The sequence below is a fragment of the Stenotrophomonas sp. STEN046 genome (assembly GCF_056759755.1).
On the sequence record NZ_JBRRDR010000018.1, the window covers coordinates 21,161 to 39,779 of the forward strand.

The following is an 18,619-nucleotide window of genomic DNA, read 5'->3' on the forward strand; positions in this document are numbered from 1 at the left end:
ACCCCCATCGCTTTCCACGCCACGTGTGGAAAACAGCCCGGCACTCCATTGCCGGGCGCTTCGTGCATCACCAGCTGTACGACAGGCCCAGCTGGCCACTGACATCGCTGAAGCCCATCCCGCCGCTCTGCCGGCTGAGCTGGCCCCAGCCGCGCCAGCCACCGGACAGGTTCACCTGCACACCGGCCGCAGCTTCGTAGATGTCGCGCGGCAGTTGCCGGCGCAGGCGTTCACCGTCCACGGCAATGGCAGCATCGTTGCCACCGGACCACCAGTTCACTGCAACGAACGGCTGTACCTGTCCCTGTTGCTGCGTCAACGAACGGGTGTATACGCGCACGCCCAGGCGCGTGGTGGTGCTGTCCTTGTCGCGACTTTCGACCACGGTGCCGTTGGCCTCGACCACGCGGTCGGCGTCGTAGCGGCCGTGGATCACCTGCAGCTGCGGCTCCAGGTAGAGTGCGTGCTGCGCGGTGTGGTGCAGCGGCAGCACGTAGCCGGCCTCGGCCGAACCGGTCCAGCTGCGTGAGCGGTAGCGCTCCTTCTGCAGACCCTCGCCCTGCACGCTGTTGCGGAAGCGGCCGTACTGCAGCCAGCCATCCACATAGGCGCCACGCTCCATCCGTGCATCCTGCAACCAGGTCGCATACAGGCCCAGGCTGGTGCCATCGACCACGCCGTGTGCGCTGTAGCCGGTCAGCTGTGAACGGCTGTCATTGCGCGCGCGGCCCTGGCCGGCCATCACGCCGGCCTGCAGCTGGCCGCCCGGATTGGCGCTGAAGCGCCGGCCGACACCCAACAACACGCTGTTGAAGTCACTGTCCACCCGCACCTGCGCGCCACGGCTGTCCGGCTGACCGCTGCGCACGTGTGCCCAGGCGATTGCATCGCTGCTGCCGTCGGCGCTGTTGGCCGGGTCGCCGGCGCGGTCGTACAGGCTGTGCCGGAACATGCCGCGTGCGGTGCTCTGGTTGGCCTGGTACACGGCCGGTTCGGGGCGTTCCACCTGCGGCGGTGCAGGCGGCAGCGGTGGGTCGATCGGCGGATCGACCGGCGGCAACGGCGGGGTCGGCGGATCGATCGGCGGGTCGACCGGCGGCACCGGCGGGGTCGGCGGATCCACCGGCGGGTCCACCGGCGGCACGTACTCCGAACGCAGGTACCAGTTGCCGTCGTCCGGGGTGGAGACACCGCCCTTGAACAGGAAGTAGTCATAGGCACCGGCCACCGCGCGTCCCTGCAGGCTGAAGGCTGCGTCGGACTGGCCGGCCACGCTGATCAGACGGATGCCTTCGCTGGTCAACGCGCCGGCGCCACCGGCGTTGCGCACGCTGATGCTGGCGTTGCCACTGCTGTTGCCCTGGATCACCAGCTGGTCACCGCGCGAGGCGTCATCGCCCAGTGCGCGGTTGAATACCCAGCTGCCACCGTTACCGACGTAGTCGCCGGTCACGGTCAGGGTCTTGAAGTCGTCCGCCGTGGGCGCGACGAAGGCGATGGTGCCGGCATGATCCAGCGTGCCGACGCTGGAGTCGCCGCGCACGTTCCACTGGCTGCTGCCATCCAGCGCCAGCGTTGCCACCTGGTAGCCCGAGTCAGCGCGTAGCGCACCGTTGAACAGGGTGCCGTTGCGCAGGCTCATCTGCACGTTGGCGGTGGCACTGTCGACCACCACGTCGCCGCTCAGGCGGCTGTTGTCAGCGCTGAACAGGATGTCTGAGGTGGCAACCGAACTTCCGTCGGTGAACACGGTATCGCTGACCCGCAGCAGGCGGCCACCGTCCAGGCTGCCCGACTGCCGCGCGACGACCTCGGTGTTGTTGAGCGCCAGTTCGTGGTTGCTGCCCTGCAGCCACAATGCCGGACCATCTTCGGTCTGCAGCTGGCTGTTGTTGAACACCAGGCGGTCCCAGTACGGGCCGAACACGGTGATGTAGGAACGGTAGGCGCCCGAATTCTGGCCCTGCGCGTGGATGCGCAGGTTATCGGCGCTGAGCTTGGCAGTGTTCATCTGCACGATGCCGAACGAAGCGCTGCCCCGCGTGGTGATCGAGCCGCCATCGAGCTGTATGTCGGCGGTGCTGCCACCCAGGAATACACCACCGCCTCCGCTGCCGTAGGTGATGATGTCCAGATCCCTGGCGCGGATGCGCGAGTAGGGTGTGGGCGGATTGCTGCCCGAGGCACGCAGCCCATACACCCCATCGCCATGGGTATCGATGCTGCCACCGCTGATCGTTGCGGTACCGCCCCAGACGTCCAGGCCGTGGCCGTAACCGTTGTCGCCGAAGGTGCTGATCTTCGTATCGGTCAGGTCGGCCAGCGAGTCCGCGCCGGACAGCCAGATGCCCGAAAAGCCATCGCGCACGGTGAAGTGGGCACCGTTGGCGGTCAGTTGGCCCCAGCTGTTGACGTTGACCGCGTACCCGCCGAGGGTCTCGAAGCGGCCGCCGCTGATGTCAGCGCTGGAGTACACCTTGTTCGCACTGTTGCCGAGCAGGCGGATGCTGCTGCCGTTGCTGCTGGCGCTGCCGCCCACGGTGCGCAACGTACCGCCGTTGCCGATGTCGAAGTAGCCGTTGACCACGTCCACATCGCGCAGCGCGAGCACGCTGCCAGTACCACTGGAAGACAGGCGTCCGCTGTTGCCGCTGGTGGCTTCGGCGAAGGTCATCGTCAGCGATTCCAGCGACAGCAGCGCACCGCCTTCGGCGTACGCGGCGCTGTTGGCACCGTTGCTGATGGTAGTGCCGGTCACATGCAGTTCGCTGCCACGCCCGGTGGCATACAGTGCATGCCCGCCGCTGCTTACGCTGCCACCCTGCAGCCAGATCCTGCCACCGCCGGTGGCATTGACCGTGCCGTAACCGGAGCCATTGCGATAGGCGTCGATGACCAGGTTGCTGGCGCGGATCTCGCTGCCGGCACCACTGGCATTCAACGCATAGCCGACGCTTTCGCTGCCATTGCCGAGTTGGATGTGGCCGCCTTCGATCAGCACGTTGCCACCTGCGGAGGCCTTGACTCCGCTACCTCCGCCGGTGATCTCGATACGGCTTCCATCGAGGTTGGCCGTGCTTCCTGCGCCGCTCACCTCCAGTGCGAAGCCGCTGCCCGAATGCAGCAGCGTGTCGGCAGCTTCCAGTTGCAGTGAGCCGCCATCGACGACCTTCAGCGGGCCCTGCAGTTCGCTGGCCTGGGCTGGCAATACCGCCCACAGCGCGCTGGCCAGCAGGCTGGGAATCAGGGGATGGCGCGTCACGCGCGCGCAGGCGGACACACGGCGGCGCCGTGGGGGGAAGGCGTTCATGCTGTTGGATTCCTGTGGCAGTGCGCAGCACGGCTGCGCGATCTGGCGCGGCCGGGCCGCGTCGCTGCGGATCACCCTGCTGACGGCCGCTTGCCGGCGTCATCGGATGTCCGTCCCGCCACGACTGCGCGGCGACCGCTGACAGGCGCACCGTGGTGGTGCGTCCAGACTAGAAATCAGCATCGTCCGATGGAATCAGACGCTTCCTAAAGGCTGTGATGCTGCATGCCCGGGGCATGCAGCGTTCAGTCCCGGGTCGGCTTCATGCGAACAACGAGGCCTGCAGGCAGTACTCGATCAGGGCCTGGTCGCTGTCCACGCCCAGCTTGCGCATCGCGCTGATCTTCTGCGTGCTGACCGTCTTGGCACTGCGCTGCAGCTGGCGGGCGATGTCCCCCACGCTCATGCCGCCGGTGAACAGGCGGATCACTTCCAGCTCCCGCGGCGACAGGCGTTCGAGCACCGTGGCGGCATCGGCAGGTTCGGCCGCCGCCACCGGCATCAGGCCGGGCGGCCGATAGGTGCGATCGGCCAGCACGGTGCGCAGTGCCTGTACCAGGCTGCCCAGGCCGTGGCTCTTGAGCACCACGCCACCGGCACCGGCCGCGTACATCGCCGCCACCAGTGAAGGATTGGACACCATCGTCAGCACCAGCACATGGGCATCGGGAAAACTGCGGCGCAGGAACGAGATCAGCTTGATGCCATCGCCGAAGCTGTCAGCGCCGGGCATGCTGTAGTCGGTGATCACTGCGTGTGGCCGGGTGCTGGCCATCAGCTCCACCAGCGTGGCCGGATCTGCGGCTTCGCCGACGATCTCCAGGTCCAGTTCGCCGGCCAGGACATCGCGGATGCCGGCAAGCACGATCGGGTGGTCGTCAGCGATGAGGATGCGGGTGGTCATGGCGATGTCGGGGTGCGGGGAGAAGAGGATCCGGCCTGGGCCAGCGGTTCAAGCAGTCTCTGCAGGCGCTGCCTGAAGCCAGCCAGTGCGGTTGCGAGGGTGGGCAGGCGTTCGCCGTCGGCAATGCGCTGTTCGATCCGCTCGCCGCAGGCCACCAGCGCCGAGGCATCGACAATCACCAGCGCGCCGCGGATGCGGTGCAGCACCTGTGCCACGCGCTCGGGCGCACCGTCGTCGATCGCACGCTGCAGGCTGTCCAGGTCAGCCTGCATCGTCTGCAGGAACAGGGTCTGCATCTTGTCCGGCACCCGCAGCGGGCCATCGATTTCGTCGCGGGCCTGTTCGCTGGAGGGGTGCACCTGTGCGGACGCGGCCACCTGCGCCAGCAGGCGCTGCAGCGCTTCCAGCGTGATCGGCTTGACCAGCACGCCCTGCATGCCCGCCTCGAAACAGCGCTGCCGCTCGGCCGGGTCGGCGTTGGCCGTGGCGCCATGGATCGGTACGCCCACGCCACGTGCGCGCAGCGCGCGGGCCAGTCCATAGCCATCCAGCCCGGGCATGTTCAGATCGGTCAGTACCAGCGCGAAGGGCCGCTGCTGCCAGTAGCCGAGCGCTTCGTTGCCGTCACTGGCGACCACGGCGTGGCAGCCGAGCTGCTCGAGCTGGCCGCGCAGGATCGCCTGGTTGATCGGATTGTCTTCGGCCACCAGTACATGCAGGCCGAACCTGCGCGGCGTCGGCAGGTGTCCGCCGGCATGCGCCGGGAGAGTTTGTCCGCTGGCAGCGGCCAGCGCGGCCACGATGGCATCCAGCCGGTGCAGGCCAACCTGCCAGTGGCCCTGCACCTGCAGCGGCTGCATTCCGCCTTCGCGGCAGGCAACCACCTGTGGGCCGTCCCAGGTGGGCACTCCCTCATCCAGTATCAGATCGAGCATCACCGCCGCCGGGTCGGAAAGCCCCACCGCGTCCTCGCGATGAAGGCTGGCCTGCGCACCGCGTTGCTGCAGTCGCTCGCACACCGACTGGGCGAACTCGCGGACGCTGCCGCGGACCTGTACCGACACCGCCGTCGGCAACCGTGGCACCGGCGCCTGCAACGGATCCGGCGTCGCCGCCGGCAGGGGCAGTTCAACGCTGAAGCTGCTGCCCAGGCCACTTTCACTGACCACCCGCAGCTGGCCCTGCATCAGTGCCACCAGATGCGCGCAGATGGCCAGCCCCAGTCCGGTGCCGCGCATCGCATCGGTGCCCGGGTTGGCCTGGAAGAACGGTTCGAACAGATGCGCCTGGTGTTCACTGGCAATGCCGATGCCGGTATCGGCAACCTGCCAGCGCAGGCCGCCGTGTCCCTCGGCATCCTGCAGGGCAAGGCGCACGACCACGCGCCCGCTGTCGGTGAACTTCAGCGCGTTGCTGATCAGGTTGTTGAGGATCTGGCGGATGCGGGCCGCATCGCCGCTGACGGCCGATGGCACATCCGCGTCGATGCACGCGTAGAACTGCAGGCCCTTGTGCGCCGCTGCGGCAGCGTAGGAATCGAGCGCGTCCTCGGTCAGACGCACCGGATCGAACGGCCCCGGTTCCAGGCTCAGTTGGCCGGCTTCGGCCTTGCTGACGTCCAGGATGTCGCTGATCAGCTGCATCAGCGTCGACGATGAGCGCTGGATCGTGCCCAGGTAATCCTGCTGGCGCGCATCCAGCGGTGTCAGGCCGAGCAGCTCCAGCGTGCCGAGCACGCCGTACAGCGGTGTGCGGATCTCGTGGCTCATGGTGGCCAGGAACTGGCTCTTGGCCCGGTTGGCCTGGTCGGCCGCACGTCGCGCCTGTTGCAGCACCTGCTCTGCCTCGTGCTGGCTGCTGAGATCGATGAACAGGCACAGCACGGCAGGCTCGCCGCGATAGCGCGCCGCCGTGGCCGTGATCAGCAGGTGGCGGTTGTCCGGCGTGGTGTAGGCCAGTCCATCACCAACCGGTGTACGGCCTGCAGCAAGCACGCTGCGCCGCCATGGGCCATGCCAGCCCCCTTCGTCGTGGTCTTCGCCCAGCCAGCGCCGGGCCAGCGCGTTGTCCAGCAGCACGCGCCCGTCGGTGCGCCGCAGCAGGCACAGGCCAATGGGCGCGTTGTCGAGAATGGTGCGGCTGAATGCCTCGCTTTCCAGCAGGCGCGCATGGTTGCTGCGTAACGGCTCGATCACCGAACGCCGGTAGGCACGAAGGATGAGCACGCCGCCGATGGCCAGCAGCAGTGCCACCAGCACGCTGCCGAGCAGGGGGCCACGCGGATGCTGGAACACCTGCTGCCAGCCAACGTGATACACCGCCAGCCAGCCACGCTCGCTGTACATGCGGAACACCAGGCCATCGCGACCCATCTGCCAGGCCGGGCCGCTGCGGGCGCCATCCTCGGCGTCGCCCAGCAGCAGGCGGCCATTGCCGTCGAACAGCGACAGGCGCTCGAACACCGCCGTTCCCATCACCTGCCGGTAATCGTCGACGCGGCCCGGGTCGAGCAGGCAGGCCAGTGCGGCCAGCGAGTCTTCGCTGCGCTCGCCCCACAGCCGTGCATCCTGCGGCGCATGCGCGATGGCCAGCAGACGGGTCTGCCCATCGCGCCAGGCGACCGGCGCCCACACGATGTTGCCGCGTCGCAATGCCGGACGTTCGCGCATCACCTGGTGGATGGCGGCCAGCGCCGGCTGCAGGTGGTGCGGGCTGCTCTGGCCGGCATCGCTGGCCGAGGTCTGCAGCGGGGCAAGCAGGCCACGTTTGCCCTGGCCGTCAACCAGCAGGCATTGCGGTGGTGGGAAGCGCGATGCGGCCCAGAACGTGCCATGGAAGCGCAGGAAGCGGTCCCCCAGCTCGGCCGGCGCCGCGCTTGCGGTGTCGTCTGTGCCGATCTGCGCGAAATTGGCGAACAGCGGGCCACGTTGCGGCGTACTGCTGTCGGCTACCGGCTGCCCACGGCTACCCACGTCGTGAAGCCGCCACTGCCGCAGGAAACGTTCCTGCTCCTGCAAGGTGCCGTCGAGCCGGCGGAAGTGATAGCGGATCTTGCTCTGTTCTTCGTTGAACAGCTGGCTGCCGGTAGAGAGCAGCAGCCCGGCCTGCAGCGTTGCCAGCACCACCACGCCGATCAGCAGGGCATGTACGCGCAGGGAACGGCGGGCGAGTCGGCGTACGGGGGCGGCCTCGGCCGGCATGGCAGGTCTCGGAGCAGGAGTCGTCGATGGCGGGTGGAAGCCCCGGAGTGCAGCGCGGGCGGCTGCAAAGACAGAATCGTCAATGCCTCTTGACGGGACTGTGAAGCTTTTCCGCCTGGTGTGTCAGCGCGATGCGGCGCGGGCACCGGCGCCGAGCGGATGGGCGAGGTCTTCATCCAGCAATCGGGTGAAATCATCCGACGGCAGCGCCTGCGAGATCAGGAAGCCCTGCACCTGGTTGCAGCCCAGCTGACGCAGCGCGGCCAGGTCGGCATCACTTTCCACGCCCTCGGCAACGATGGTCAGGCCGAGCTGGTTGGCCAATGCGATCACCGTGGACAAGGTCAGGTGCAGCGCGGGGTCGCGTGCGCAACCGCTGACCAGTGCGCGATCGATCTTGACCTCGGTAAAAGGGGTATTGACCAGGTTGTGCACCGAGCTCAGGCCCTGGCCGAAATCATCCTGGGCCAGGCCGAAGCCTTTCATCCGCAACCGGCATGCACCGGCGTAGAAGTCGCTGACATGGCGGGTGGTGCTGTTTTCCATCAGTTCAAAGCACAGGTCGCCGGGCTGCCCGCCTGCAGCGAGCGTCAACGCCAGCAGTTCGTCGGGCAGGTCGGACTGCTCCAGCAGATGCGGCGGCAGGTTGATCGACACCGGTACGCGGAAGCCCTGCGAACGCCAGCGTGCCTGTGCCTGGATGCTTGCCTTGAGCATCGTGCGCAGCAGCTCGCCCTCCAGTCCGTGGCGGCACAGTGCCGGCAGGAAGCTGCCCGGCGCCAGCGTACCCAGGTGTGGGTGGCGCCAGCGCACCAGTGCTTCGGCGGCCACCACGCGGCCGGTCTGCAGCGACTTCTTGGGCTGGAACCAGGCGGTCAGGCTGCCATCGGCCAGTGCCTGGCGCAGTTGTGCTTGGTCCGGTTCGGGGGCCACGGCCGTCGGGCACGCACGCGGCGCCGGGCGCGCCTGGGCCAGCACGCCGAACAGCGCGTCAACATCGCTGGCAGCGACCGGCTTGGACAGCAGGCCGACCACTTCAAGCCCCAGTGATTCGGCCATCAACCGCGCCGAACTCATCATCCGCCGTGAAGCCGCGCTGACCACCGCCAGTCGTGGTGGTCGCGGCTGTGCGGCCAGGGCCTGGATGAACTGGATGCCATCCTGGCCAGGCATCAGCAGGTCGCTCACCACCAGGTCGTAGACCTGGCAGGCACACAGCGCGATCGCCGCATCGACGTCCTCGCAGGCATCGACCTGCACGTCGGCGCGCGCGCTGAACAGATTGACGAGGTAGCCACGTTGGAACGGCTGGTCTTCCAGGATCAGGACGCGCTGGGTCATGCGGGGTCTCCTTGGCGAACGGCGGAAAGCGCCTGGCGCAGGCGTGCGATGTCGATGGGCTTGCTCAGGTAGCCCTGCATGCCGCTGGCCAGGCAGCGCTCGCGTTCCTCGGCGGTAGCGTTTGCGGTGGCGCCGATCACGGGCAGGGAAATGCCATCGGCGCGCAGGCGTCGGGCCAGCGCGTGGCCATCCATGCGGGGCATGTTGATGTCGGTCACGATCAGGTCGAAGTCGTGGCTCTGGCAGCACTGCAGCGCTTCGATGCCGTCCTGCGCCAGTTCCACCTCGCAGCCCAGCGACTGCAGCTGTTCGGCCAGGATCACCCGGTTGATCGGATTGTCCTCCACGGCCAGCACCCGCAGCCCCAACGGGACCGGTTGCACATCGCGCGCGGACACCGGCAGCAGCGTGCCGCGCTGCTGCTGGCGGGCAATGGCCAGGCCGATCGCGGTCATCCCGTGCAGGGTGACCAGCAGGGCACCATCGGCCGTCGGTGCAGGTTGATCGCCGCCATCGATCGAGGCCAGCACCCGCGGCCCGTCCCATGCCAGCGGCAGTTCCGCTTCGCCATCCATCAGGATGGCACCGGCCTGGTCGAGCAGGCGCGGGTCGCCCTGCAATGGCTGCGCACTGCCGCCCCAGCGCCGCAACCAACCGCAGGCGCTGTCGACCAGTTCGCGGTCGCGGCCACGCACATACACCAGCGGCTCGGGCAGCAGCGCCGGGCCGTCCTCGGCGGCGGCCACCACCGGCAGCGGCAGGCGCACGGTGAAGCTGCTGCCCAGGCCCGGCTCGCTGACCACCCGCAGTTCGCCGCTCATCAACCGCACCAGACGGTCGCTGATCGACAGGCCCAGGCCGGTGCCCTGCGCGCTGGCGGTGCCGCGCACCTGGCGGAACGGTTCGAACAGGCGCGCCTGTTCCTCTGCAGCGATGCCCGCACCGGTGTCGGTGACCTGCCAGGCCAGCACGCTCGATTCGCCTTCGCGCTGCACCAGCCGTACCCGAAGCACGACCCGCCCATGGTCGGTGAACTTGATGGCATTGCTGAGCAGGTTGCCCAGCACCTGGCGGATCCGGTCGGCATCACCGAGCACCCGTGTCGGCAACCGGGGATCGGTGCAGACCAGTACCTGCAGGCCCTTGCGCGTCGCCGCAGCGGCGAAGCTGCGCAGCACGCTCTCGGTCAGCTCGCGCGGCGAGAACGATGCCGGCTCCAGGCTCAGCTGGCCCGATTCGATCTTGGACACATCCAGCACGTCGCTGATCAGCTGCAACAGCACCGACGAGGAGCTCTCGATGGTGCGCAGGTACTGCGACTGGCGGGGGTCCAGCGCGGTATGCCCGAGCAGTTCCAGCGTTCCCAGCACGCCATACAGCGGCGTGCGGATCTCATGGCTCATGGTCGCCAGGAACGCGCTCTTGGCCTGGTTGGCGGCGTCGGCTGCCTGCCGCGCCGAGGACAGCGCCGCCTGCGCCTGGCGATGGCGTGAGATGTCATGGAACACGCACAGCAGCACGTCGTCATCCTGGTAACGGCAGGCCGCATGCAGCACCTGCAGCTGGCGGCCGTCGCGTGCGGTGAACTCCAGGCCGCGTCCGCGTTCGCCGGCGTGGCCGCGCCACGGTGCCTGCCAATCGCCCTCCCGCTCCTCCTCGCCCAGCCAGTCGCGCAGCAGCTGGTTGGACAACAGCAGCTGGCGGTCGCTGCGGCGCAGGACGCAGATGCCGACCGGCGCCAGATCGATCACCGTGGAGCTGAAATCCAGGCTCTCCAGCAGCCGTCGATGCTGCAGCAGTGCAGGTTGGATCAACTGCCGGTCCACGCGCTGGCGCAGCAGGCGCAACGCAAGTCCGGCAAGTATCAGCAGCAGGCTGCCGGTCAGCAGCGGCATCGCAAGGTCGCCCAGCAGCAGGCGCGGCGGCAGGTGGTAGACCAGCCGCCAGCCATCATTGCCGACACTCTTCACCAGTGCCACGCCACGCGGAAGTCCGGCGCTCCACAACGCACCGAAGCTGTCGTCCTGCCGGTGCTGCAGGGTCTTCCAGCCGGCGTTGTCCAGGCGCGGTGCGAGGCTGGACAGCGCGGGTTGCCCGTCACGGTCGAGCAGCGCGTAGCCGCCGATGCCCTGGCCATCAATCATCCCGGCCGCTGCGGCGCTGTCCAGCAGCAGTAGCAGCCACTGCGCAGGGCGCGCGCCGGCGTGCACCGGTTGCGCCAGGGCGACGCCGGTATCGCCGGGGCGCAGCCAGTACACCGGATCCTTGCCAGGCAGCGTGCCACTACGTGCCTGCAGGTCCCGCAGCGAGGGCAGGCCGGCGATGTCCACGTCGGCCTGGCCGCCGGCCAGCCAGTGCGTGCCGCTGGCATCGACCAGCAGCAGATGGGTCTGCAGCACCTGCAGGGTATGTTCGGCACGCGGTGACAGCAGCAGGCGCTGGCCGGCGCTGCCTCCGGGGCCGTCCAGCGGCAGCTGCCGCACCGCCTCACTGGCGGTAACCGCCGGATCGCCGATCACCACCGAGTCGCCCAGGTAGCGCAGCAGGGCCTCGCGCTGGTCGAAGTAGATCTGCGCCCTGTACGCGGCGGCGTTCATGTCGCGGCGATGGGTGGAAATGTCCGCGGTCAACGCGGCCATCAGGTAGAAGCCGGTTGCCGCCATCAGGCACAGGAACACGCACACCGTCAGCCAGCGCAGCAGCATCGAGGCGGTGGTCGGCGGCGCGGCCAGGGGCAGGGAAGGGCGTGGGAACCGGAACATGCCCCAATCCTAGGGACGGCCTGCGCCCTGCCGGAATCAGCTGCGTCCTAAAAAACGGCCAGGCCACATCCGTCGGCATGCTGCGCGTGGCTGCCGTTCAGGCAGGCAGCGGGCCTGGCAGAAGGCGCTGGCAAAAAAAAAGCCCCCGCCGAAGCGGGGGCCGTGACCGGTGTGCTGCCCGTGGCGGCGTTACAGCGCGCCACCACCGAACTTGTGCGTGTACTGCAGGTTGACCGTGCGTCCCACGCTGTCGAACCAGGACACGTCGTAGTACGGATAGGACGTATAGGTCCTGTCCTTCGGCGGCATCTTGTTGAACACGTTGACCACCGACAGCGACAGGCGCGAATGATCGTCGAAGCGGTACTGCAGCGAGGCGTTGTAGCGGTAGGTCGCCTTGATGTAAGGGCTGTCGCCGCTGTCCCAGTCGAACACCTGGTCGTAGCTGTCCGAGGTCGGCAGCTTGCCCAGCCGCGAACCGTAAACCGTTGCCGACCAGGCAGCCTTCTCCCAGGTCACGCTCAGGCCGGTCTTGGTGCGCGGGATGTCGAAGCCGCTGTTGACCGCGAACTGGTCTTCGGTCGGGTCGCCGGCATAACGCTGGAAATCATGCTTCTTCACCCAGGTGTGGGTGCCATTGAAGATGAAGTCGCCGATGCCGGTCTGCAGACGGTAACGCAGGCCCACGTCGATGCCCGAGGTGGACTCGCGGGCCACGTTGATCGGATTCACGTGCACGCCGTACAGGCGGCCATCGTCGGTGCGGGTGACGCGCGCCAGCGCATCCACGCAGGTCGGCGAGCTGACGTCGGCATCGCCGAGGCGGCAGTTCGCCTCATCGGCCAGGATCGAACGCACGTCCATGTCCTGCACCTGGTCGCGCATGTCGATGTCGAACCAGTCCACCGACAGGTCCAGGCCCGCTGCCGGCGACCACACGAAGCCGGCACTCCACGAGGTGCTGGTTTCCGGCTCAAGCTGGCGGTTGCCGCTGCGGCTGCGGATCACGTTGCGCTCGTAATCGGCGCAGTCCTCGGCCGCATCGGCGCGGCAGTTGTACAGGTCCTCGGCACTGGTCTCGTCGTTGCCGGGGCCGGCGAACACATAGTGCAGGTCCGGTGCGCGGAACGCGGTGCCATAGGAGCCGCGCACCAGCAGGCTGTCGATCGGACGCCATTCCAGGCCGCCGCTCCAGGTGGCCTTGCCGATGGTGTGGCCCGAGTAGCGGTACTGGTCGTAGCGGCCGGCCACGCTCAGGTTGACCGTCTCGTGCAGCGGCATGCGCAGCTCGGCGGCAGTGGCCCAGCGGTTGCGCGAGCCCTTGCCGTTCGAATCCTTCCAGCTGTAGTAGTAGTACTGCGTCGCCAGCGGATCGGGATTCAGCGAATACGCCTGCTGGCCCACTTCCACCGTTGCAGCGAAGCCGGCGTCACCACCGGGCAGGGTGAACAGCGAACCGTTGGTCAGGGTCAGCGCCGCCGTCTCGGTACGCGACTTCGGGGTGTAGGTGGTGCGTGCGGCGATCGAATCGTACTCGGCGCGGGTCAGCGGCCGGTACAGGCGCGACGGATCGGCGTTGTAGATCGGGAAACCGTCCTCGTCCTCACCCAGCTGCGGGCCCAGGAACAGATCGTTGGCCTTGGATGCGATGATCTGTGCCCAGCTGATCCGCGACTGATACTGCGAATGGCTCAGTGCAGCCTCGTAGTCCCAGTTGCCGGTCAGGTTGCCCTTGAAGCCGGTGGTCACGCTGAAGGTCTTCTGCGTGCTGCGCACCATCGCATTGTCCAGCCCGCCCATTTCCTCGGGCGAGAACTGCCGCTGCCAGAACTCGATCTCGCCGGTGGCTTCGTTGTTGAAGTAGCCCGACTCGTCGCCGTCGGCGGCCATGCGTCCCCACGAGGTGACATCGCGCATCAGCGCCATCGTGTGGTAGCCCAGCTGCACGTCGGCAAACCACTGCTGGCCGTTGTCGAAGTCGTAGCTCAGCGAGGCATAGCCGTTGGCGCCGCGGCGCTTGCTGAGGATGGTGCCGTAGGCGATCGAGCTGTCGCTGCCGCAGTAGTAGCCGTAGCGCGGACGGAAGGCGCGGTAGGTGCTGCCCTGGTTCTGCCCGGCCAGCGCCTCGCAGGTGGCTGCGCCCGGGTCCAGGTAATCGTCGTTGTAATCGGTGCGCAGGTAGGCGCGGCGCGCAATGCGCGAGCCTTCGGTAGGACCGTCCTGGGTCGAATCCTGCAGCTCGCGCTCATAGGCCCACAGCGGAGCCTGCGACTGCAGCTCGACGCTGTACACCGCATTGAAGTTGCCGCGGCTGAAGCCACTGGACAGGCTCATGTCGAACGACTCGCCACCGCCTTCGGTGGTGGTGCCCATGCGCATGTCGACGGTGGTGCCATCGGCCTTCTTCTTCAGGATGAAGTTGACCACGCCGGCGATCGCGTCCGAACCGTAGATGGCCGATGCACTGCCGGTCAGCACTTCGATGCGCTCGATCATGCCCAGCGGGATGTTGGACACGTCGGTGAAGTTGCTGCGGCCCTTGAACGGCATCGGGAAGTCGGCGATGCGGCGGCCGTTGACCAGCACCAGGGTGTGGTTCGGCCCCAGGCCACGCAGGTCGACCTGCTGCGCACCCGGCGAGAAGTCGGCACCCCCGGAGGACTGCTGGCTCTGCGTCTCACCGCCGTTCTGGGTCATCGCGCGCAGCACGTCCGGCACGGTGGTGAAGCCGCTCGAGCGGATCTGGTCTGCGTTGATCACGGTGATCGGGGCGGGACCTTCAACCTGGGCGCGCGGGATGCGCGAGCCGGTCACCTGTACCGAATCGAGCTGTTGCACCGGAGAGGAAGCCGGAGCCTGTGCCGCCGCCGAAGCAGCAACACCCATCAACGCCAGCTGGATCGACCATGCCATCGCCTGTCTACGCATGAGAAATTCTCGAAATGATGCCGGCCCGCAGAGGAGGGGCCCTGTCCCCCATTCACATTTCCGGAACGGGCGCGCGCATTTAACGCCTTTTTTATGTCCTTGACTACTGGTGACAGGTCTGGCAAAGAGTGAAAACGGTTGCAAGTCGATTTCGTTCAGGGAGATCAAGATGCGACGCCTTCATCACATGCTGCGCGCCCCGCTCATGGCCTTGGCCCTGCTGGTTCTTGGCTGGCCGCTGGCCGCCCCCGCGCAGGCGCTGATGGAGCCCGGCTTCGCGTACTACGAAGTGGGTGATCTGGACGCGCCACGGCCCGGGCCGCGCGCACCGGCGATGATGCTGATGGGCGGCGGCGAGTGGGTGCCTGAAGCCTTCCAGTGGTGGTTGCGGCAGGCCGGCAATGGCCGGGTGCTGATCCTGCGTGCCTCCGGTACCGACGAGCTGCAGGAGCGCCTGTACCGCGACATCGGTGGCACCACCGCCGTGCAGACCCTGGTGTTCGACAACCGCCGCGGTGCCGATGATCCGGCCGTGCTGCGCGTGGTGGCTGCTGCCGACGCCATCTTCATTGCCGGCGGCGACCAGTCGCGCTACATCCGCTTCTGGAAGGGCACCGCGCTCAATCGGGCGCTCAATGCCCATGTGCGCGCCGGCAAGCCGATTGCCGGCACCAGCGCCGGCCTGGCCATCCTCGGCGGCTACGCCTATGGCGCGCTCGATGGTGGCAGCATCGATTCGGCCAGTGCGATGGCCGACCCGATGGGCGCGGCCGTCACCCTGGACCGCGGCTTCCTGCAGCTGCCCTTCCTGCAGCGGGTGGTCACCGATACCCATTTCGACAAGCGCGACCGTCTCGGTCGCCTGATCGTGTTCGTTGCCCGCGCCGCACAGGACAGTGGTGACACGGACATGGTCGGTATCGGCATCGATGAGGACACCGCCCTGTGCGTGGAACCCGATGGCCAGGCCCAGGTCTACAGCGCCGACGGCGAGGGCAAGGTCTGGGTGGTCAGCCCCGGCCGCGATGCCGACCGGCTGGTGGAAGGCGAGCCGCTACGATTCCATGCGGTGCCGGTCACCGTGGTCGCCAGCGGCAGCCGCATGCGGCTGGATGACCTGCAGGCCGACGCCGCCTACCAGGCAATGGCCGATATCGATGACGGCCAGATCGAGCTGACCCGCTAGTGTCGGGCAACGCCCTCCGGCCTTGCCGCGCTGCGCGCGCCGGGCGTGGCCCCGCGCTACCGGCTTCCCCCTTTTCGTATTTCCCTGGAGATCCACCCGATGAAACTGCGTCTGGCGCTGTCTGCGCTGCTGTCGCTGCCCCTGCTCGCGCAGGCCGCCCCCTCCACGTCACCGCTGCTGGTCATCCACGGCGGCGCCGGGGTCGAGCGCAAGGATCTGACGGCGGCCGAAGAGAAGGCAGCCCGCGACGCATTGAAGGCCGCGCTGCTGAAGGGGCACGCCGAACTGGCGGCCGGGCGCCCGGCACTGGCGGCGGTCACCGCAGCCATCACCGTGCTTGAGGATGACCCGACCTTCAATGCCGGCAGGGGCGCGGTCTTCACCCATGACGGCCGCAACGAGCTCGATGCAGCGGTCATGGATGGCGCTACCCAGGCCGCAGGCGCAGTGGCCGGCGTGCAGCGGGTGCGCAATCCCATCCTGCTCGCGCAGACGGTGATGCAGAAGTCCAGGCACGTGATGATGGTCGGGCAGGGCGCCGAGGCCTTCGCGGTGGAGCAGGGCATCTCCCTGGTCGACCCGTCCTGGTTCCGCACCGACAAGCGCTGGCAGCAGCTGCAACGCGCGCTGAAGGAAGAAGCCAGTGGCCAGGCACATGCCGACCTGGAAACCGCAAAGCACTTCGGCACCGTCGGCGCGGTGGCGCTCGATGCGCAGGGACATCTGGCTGCCGGCACCTCCACCGGTGGCATGACCAACAAGCGTTACGGCCGCGTCGGCGATTCGCCGATCATCGGCGCCGGCACCTGGGCCGATGCGCGCTGCGCGGTATCAGGCACCGGCTGGGGCGAGTACTACATACGTACCGCCGCAGCGCACGAGATCTGCGCGCGCATGCGCTATCTGGGGCAGTCGCCGGAGCAGGCCGGCAAGGGCGTCATCAATGAGGCGATCCCGCAGATGGGCGGCGACGGCGGGGCGATCGTGCTCTCGGCAGACGGAAAAGCGGCCACCCCGTTCAACACCCAGGGCATGTACCGGGGCTGGATTGGTGCCGATGGCGTGGCCCACGTAGCCATCTTCGCTGACGAGCCACTGGCACTGCCGGAGCGATAGCCTTTCGTATCAAGGGGTTTGCGACGCATGTGAAAAAAAGTGAAAAAAAGCGTTGACAGACCCCCGCTTCATCTCCAGAATTGCGGGCTCACCACCACACACCGCAACGCTTCGGCGGCACGGAATGGGGTGGTAAGGAGGGATACCCAAGCGGCCAACGGGGGCAGACTGTAAATCTGCTGGCTTACGCCTTCGGTGGTTCGAATCCACCTCCCTCCACCAGCTTCACGTTGTGGCACATTCCCGGTGCGGGAGTAGTTCAATGGTAGAACCTCAGCCTTCCAAGCTGATGGTGCGGGTTCGATCCCCGTCTCCCGCTCCATTGAGTGAACTTTGAATATTATCGAGTTCATGCCATAATGCAAAACTCGCTCACATAGCTCAGTCGGTAGAGCACTTCCTTGGTAAGGAAGAGGTCGAAGGTTCGATTCCTTTTGTGAGCACCATCTTCAGCACCACACCAGACGAATTCGAGATAAGCAGCCATGGCCAAGGGTAAGTTCGAGCGCACCAAGCCGCACGTCAACGTCGGCACCATCGGTCACGTCGACCACGGCAAGACCACGCTGACCGCCGCACTGACCAAGATCGGTGCAGAGCGCTTCGGTGGCGAGTTCAAGGATTACTCCGCGATCGACGCTGCGCCGGAAGAAAAGGCGCGTGGCATCACGATCTCGACCGCGCACGTCGAATACGAATCCACCGTTCGTCACTACGCTCACGTCGATTGCCCGGGTCATGCTGACTACGTCAAGAACATGATCACCGGTGCTGCCCAGATGGACGGCGCGATCCTGGTGTGCTCGGCCGCTGATGGCCCGATGCCGCAGACCCGCGAGCACATCCTGCTGTCGCGTCAGGTCGGCGTGCCGTACATCGTCGTGTTCCTGAACAAGGCCGACATGGTTGACGATGCCGAGCTGCTGGAACTGGTCGAAATGGAAGTCCGTGAGCTGCTGAGCAAGTACGACTTCCCGGGCGACGACACCCCGATCATCTCGGGTTCGGCCCGCCTGGCGCTGGAAGGCGACCAGAGCGACATCGGCGTGCCGGCTGTCATCAAGCTGGTCGAGGCGCTGGACACCTGGATCCCGACCCCGGAGCGTGACGTCGACAAGGCATTCCTGATGCCGGTCGAAGACGTGTTCTCGATCTCGGGCCGCGGCACCGTGGTGACCGGTCGTATCGAGCGCGGCGTGATCAAGGTCGGCGAAGAAATCGAAATCGTCGGCATCCGTCCGGTGCAGAAGACCACCGTGACCGGCGTGGAAATGTTCCGCAAGCTGCTCGACCAGGGTCAGGCAGGCGACAACGCCGGTCTGCTGCTGCGCGGCACCAAGCGTGACGACGTCGAGCGTGGCCAGGTCCTGGCCAAGCCGGGTTCGATCAAGCCGCACACCAAGTTCGACGCCGAAGTGTACGTGCTGTCGAAGGACGAGGGCGGCCGTCACACCCCGTTCTTCAAGGGCTACCGTCCGCAGTTCTACTTCCGTACCACCGATATCACCGGTGCGGTCGAGCTGCCGGAAGGTGTCGAGATGGTGATGCCGGGCGACAACATCAAGATGGTTGTCACCCTGATCAACCCGGTCGCCATGGACGCCGGCCTGCGCTTCGCGATCCGCGAAGGCGGCCGTACCGTCGGTGCTGGCGTGGTTGCCACCATCCTCGAGTAAGCCTGCATGCCGGCGGTCGCATAGCGCTGCCGGTCGGGCGAGTGGCGGGCCGGGAACCTCGGTCCGCCTTCGCCGTCTAAGGGAAGGCAAGTTTTCTACGTACGCCAGTAGCTCAATTGGCAGAGCAGCGGTCTCCAAAACCGCAGGTTGGGGGTTCGAGTCCCTCCTGGCGTGCCATCTGCCCACCTTATCCAGC

Annotated in this window: 9 protein-coding genes and 4 tRNA genes; 7 read left to right on the top strand and 6 right to left on the bottom strand. The window is 67.2% G+C overall.

Annotated features, from left to right (window positions below; all coding sequences use genetic code 11):
* Nucleotides 1–67: 67 nt before the first annotated feature.
* From ACVOLJ_RS10525 to ACVOLJ_RS10550, 6 genes are all read right to left on the bottom strand, one after another.
* Nucleotides 68–3,310, bottom strand: coding sequence for an autotransporter family protein (locus tag ACVOLJ_RS10525; protein ID WP_481564098.1), 3,243 nt, complete (start codon nucleotides 3,308–3,310; stop codon nucleotides 68–70).
* Between the two features lie 262 nt (nucleotides 3,311–3,572).
* Entirely contained in the window at nucleotides 3,573–4,214 is a 642-nt protein-coding gene (locus tag ACVOLJ_RS10530) for a response regulator (RefSeq protein ID WP_475281265.1), read from the bottom strand.
* Entirely contained in the window at nucleotides 4,211–7,414 is a 3,204-nt protein-coding gene (locus ACVOLJ_RS10535) for a hybrid sensor histidine kinase/response regulator (protein ID WP_481564099.1), read from the bottom strand. The genes ACVOLJ_RS10530 and ACVOLJ_RS10535 overlap by 4 nt, the downstream gene beginning before the upstream one ends.
* A 123-nt stretch (nucleotides 7,415–7,537) precedes the next feature.
* Nucleotides 7,538–8,755 (bottom strand): EAL domain-containing response regulator, encoded by a 1,218-nt coding sequence (locus ACVOLJ_RS10540; RefSeq protein WP_475281267.1) that lies wholly within the window; start codon nucleotides 8,753–8,755, stop codon nucleotides 7,538–7,540.
* Nucleotides 8,752–11,517 (bottom strand): response regulator, encoded by a 2,766-nt coding sequence (locus ACVOLJ_RS10545; RefSeq protein WP_481564100.1) that lies wholly within the window; start codon nucleotides 11,515–11,517, stop codon nucleotides 8,752–8,754. The genes ACVOLJ_RS10540 and ACVOLJ_RS10545 overlap by 4 nt, the downstream gene beginning before the upstream one ends.
* A gap of 189 nt (nucleotides 11,518–11,706) precedes the next feature.
* A complete protein-coding gene (locus ACVOLJ_RS10550; protein WP_475281269.1) occupies nucleotides 11,707–14,445 on the bottom strand; it encodes a TonB-dependent receptor plug domain-containing protein in 2,739 nt (912 codons plus the stop codon).
* Between the two features lie 169 nt (nucleotides 14,446–14,614).
* Between ACVOLJ_RS10550 and ACVOLJ_RS10555 the strand changes: the two genes are divergently transcribed.
* The 7 genes from ACVOLJ_RS10555 (at nucleotide 14,615) to ACVOLJ_RS10585 (ending at nucleotide 18,600) form a co-directional block, all read left to right on the top strand.
* Nucleotides 14,615–15,631, top strand: a complete 1,017-nt coding sequence (locus ACVOLJ_RS10555; protein WP_481564101.1) for a cyanophycinase — start codon at nucleotides 14,615–14,617, stop codon at nucleotides 15,629–15,631.
* A 99-nt stretch (nucleotides 15,632–15,730) separates the two neighbouring features.
* Entirely contained in the window at nucleotides 15,731–16,747 is a 1,017-nt protein-coding gene (locus ACVOLJ_RS10560; protein ID WP_481564102.1) for an isoaspartyl peptidase/L-asparaginase family protein, read from the top strand.
* Nucleotides 16,748–16,883: 136 nt separating this feature from the next.
* A tRNA-Tyr gene (locus tag ACVOLJ_RS10565) sits at nucleotides 16,884–16,969 on the top strand.
* Nucleotides 16,970–16,995: 26 nt separating this feature from the next.
* Nucleotides 16,996–17,069, top strand: a tRNA-Gly gene (locus ACVOLJ_RS10570).
* Between the two features lie 48 nt (nucleotides 17,070–17,117).
* A tRNA-Thr gene (locus ACVOLJ_RS10575) sits at nucleotides 17,118–17,193 on the top strand.
* A gap of 39 nt (nucleotides 17,194–17,232) precedes the next feature.
* Complete coding sequence (gene tuf / locus ACVOLJ_RS10580) at nucleotides 17,233–18,423, top strand: elongation factor Tu (protein WP_089238985.1); 1,191 nt, start codon at nucleotides 17,233–17,235, stop codon at nucleotides 18,421–18,423.
* Between the two features lie 101 nt (nucleotides 18,424–18,524).
* A tRNA-Trp gene (locus tag ACVOLJ_RS10585) sits at nucleotides 18,525–18,600 on the top strand.
* Nucleotides 18,601–18,619 lie beyond the last annotated feature (19 nt).